Consider the following 2,863-nt stretch of genomic DNA (forward strand, 5'->3'; position numbering starts at 1 on the left):
CTTTGTTTTTGGGGGGCCCCCGGGGCGGTGTTGGGGGGGCCCCCCCCCCGGGGGGGGGGGGGGGGGGGGGGGTGCCGCCCCCCGGGGGGGGGGGGGGGGGGGGCCCCCCCGCCGGGTTCCCGGGGCTCCGCCCCGGACCCCGCTCCTCAATCGCCGGAGGGGCTTGAATGGGTCGCCCGGGCGGCAGGGGCGTCAGCCGAGCTTCGAGATGTCGCGGACCGCGCCCCGGTCCGCGCTCGTCGCCATCGCCGCGTAGGCGCGCAGCGCGGCCGAGACCTTGCGGTCGCGGTTCTTCGGTGCGTACACCCCGTTCAACGCCTCGCGGCGGGTGGCCAGTTCGGCGTCGTCGACGAGCAGCTCGATCGAGCGGTTCGGGATGTCGATGCGGATCCGGTCGCCGTCCTCGACCAGCGCGATCGTGCCGCCGGAGGCCGCCTCGGGCGAGGCGTGGCCGATGGAGAGGCCCGACGTACCGCCGGAGAAGCGGCCGTCGGTGACCAGGGCGCAGACCTTGCCCAGGCCCCGGCCCTTGAGGAAGGACGTGGGGTAGAGCATCTCCTGCATGCCGGGACCGCCGCGCGGGCCCTCGTAACGGATGACGACGACGTCGCCCGGCTCGATCTCCTTGCGGAGGATCTTGTCGACGGCCTCGTCCTGCGATTCGCAGACGACGGCCGGGCCCTCGAAGGTCCAGATCGACTCGTCGACGCCCGCCGTCTTCACGACACAGCCGTCCACCGCGAGGTTGCCCTTGAGGACGGCGAGGCCGCCGTCCTTGGAGTAGGCGTGCTCGACGTCGCGGATGCAGCCGCCTGCAGCGTCCAGGTCGAGGGTGTCCCACCGCTCGGACTGCGAGAAGGCGGTCGCGGAGCGGACGCAGCCGGGGGCGGCGTGCCACAGCTCGACGGCCTCGGGGGACGGGGAGCCGCCGCGGACGTCCCAGTTCTTCAGCCACTCCGCGAGGGTGTCGGAGTGCACCGAGTGCACGTCCTCGTTGAGCAGCCCGCCGCGGTGCAGCTCGCCGAGGAGGGCGGGGATGCCGCCGGCCCGGTGGACGTCCTCCATGTAGTACGTGCCGCCGGGGGCGACGTTGGGGGCGACCTTGGAGAGGCAGGGGACGCGGCGCGAGACCTCGTTGATGTCGTCGAGGTCGTACGCGAGCTGCGCCTCCTCGGCGGCGGCCAGCAGGTGCAGGATCGTGTTGGTCGAGCCGCCCATGGCGATGTCCAGCGCCATCGCGTTGTCGAACGCGGCGCGGGTGCCGATCGAGCGCGGCAGGACCGTCTCGTCGTCCTGCTCGTAGTAGCGCTTGGTGATCTCGACGACCGTGCGGCCGGCGGTCTCGTACAGCGCCTTGCGGGCGGTGTGCGTGGCGAGGACGGAGCCGTTGCCGGGGAGGGAGAGTCCGAGGACCTCGGTCAGGCAGTTCATCGAGTTGGCGGTGAACATGCCGGAACAGCTGCCGCAGGTGGGGCAGGCGTTCTCCTCGATACGGAGGATGTCCTCGTCCGAGATCGACTCGTCGACCGCGTCGCTGATCGCGTTGACCAGGTCGAGTTTTCGGACCGTGCCGTCGACGAGGGTGGCCTTGCCGGCCTCCATCGGGCCGCCCGAGACGAAGACGGTCGGGATGTTGAGGCGCATCGCGGCCATCAGCATGCCCGGGGTGATCTTGTCGCAGTTGGAGATGCAGATCAGCGCGTCCGCGCAGTGCGCCTCGACCATGTACTCGACGGAGTCGGCGATGAGGTCGCGGGAGGGCAGGCTGTAGAGCATGCCGCCGTGGCCCATCGCGATGCCGTCGTCCACGGCGATGGTGTTGAACTCGCGCGGGACCGCGCCCGCCGCCTGGATCGCCTCGGAGACGATCCGGCCGACCGGGGCGAGGTGGGTGTGGCCGGGGACGAACTCGGTGAACGAGTTGGCGACCGCGATGATCGGCTTGCCGATGTCCGCGCTCGCTACGCCCGACGCGCGCATAAGGGCGCGCGCGCCCGCCATGTTGCGTCCGTGGGTGACCGTGCGGGACCTCAGCTCGGGCATCGTCGCTCGCTCCTTCGGCAGAAAAGACTGTCCTCCGAGCGTACGCCTCGGATCCAAGATCTGGACAGGCTGTCCGGAATGCGGGACGTGGTGGTCGGTGGGTGGTCACCCCGATCACCCCGACCCGCCGTCTCAGCCCTCGCCCAAGTATCTCTGGAGCGTCGGCGCCACCATCGCGACGATGTGCTCCGGGTCGGCGGAGGCGAGCGGCTCGGCGCGGACCACGTACCGGAGCATCGCGATGCCGAGCATGTGCGAGGCGGCCAGCTCGGCGCGGAAGGTGGGGTCCGGTACGTCCAGCTCGTCCGCGATGCGTTCCAGCAGCCGCCGCAGCACGAAGTCGCGCAGGACGTTCGCGGCCGCCTCGTGGGTGACCGCCGAGCGCAGGATCGCCAGCAGGGGCGTACGGGTGCCGGGGTCCTCCCACACGGAGAGGAAGAACCGCGCCAGCCGCTCCCCCAGGCCCTCCGGGGGGCCGTCGAGGACGGCGGGGATCACCAGGGCGGGCTCGAAGGTGACCTCGACGGCGGCGGCGAAGACCTCGTCCTTCGTACCGAAGTAGTGGTGGACGAGGGCCGCGTCGACCCCTGCGGCCTTGGCGATGCCCCGGATCGACGTCTTGTCGTAGCCGCGCTCGGCGAATTCCGTACGCGCTGCCTCCAGGATGCGCGTCCGGGCGTCGGGGCCTTCGGCGGCGGCCTTGCGGGAGGGGCGGCCCCGGCGGCGCGGGGCGGGGCAGGGTCACCGGGGGCGCCCGGGGGGCCGCGGGGCCCGAGCAGGCGGCGGCGGTGGCCCGCACCCTGGCCGCCGGGCCCACGGT

Annotated in this window: 1 protein-coding gene and 1 pseudogene; both read right to left on the bottom strand. The window is 72.5% G+C overall.

Annotated features, from left to right (window positions below; genetic code table 11):
- Nucleotides 1-192: 192 nt before the first annotated feature.
- Nucleotides 193-2,043 (bottom strand): dihydroxy-acid dehydratase, encoded by a 1,851-nt coding sequence (ilvD, locus tag JS521_RS34685; RefSeq protein WP_205086844.1) that lies wholly within the window; start codon nucleotides 2,041-2,043, stop codon nucleotides 193-195.
- Between the two features lie 132 nt (nucleotides 2,044-2,175).
- A pseudogene (locus JS521_RS34690) lies at nucleotides 2,176-2,778 on the bottom strand (TetR/AcrR family transcriptional regulator); the annotation flags it as partial.
- Between the last annotated feature and the right edge of the window lie 85 nt (nucleotides 2,779-2,863).

The sequence above is a fragment of the Streptomyces durocortorensis genome, from assembly GCF_016901035.1.
Taxonomy (GTDB): Bacteria; Actinomycetota; Actinomycetes; order Streptomycetales; family Streptomycetaceae; genus Streptomyces; species Streptomyces durocortorensis.

Bases quoted from the DNA above. Each gene is read 5' to 3' on its own strand.
- ilvD (WP_205086844.1), bottom strand. From the start codon at position 2,043: ATGCCCGAGCTGAGGTCCCGCACGGTCACCCACGGACGCAACATGGCG.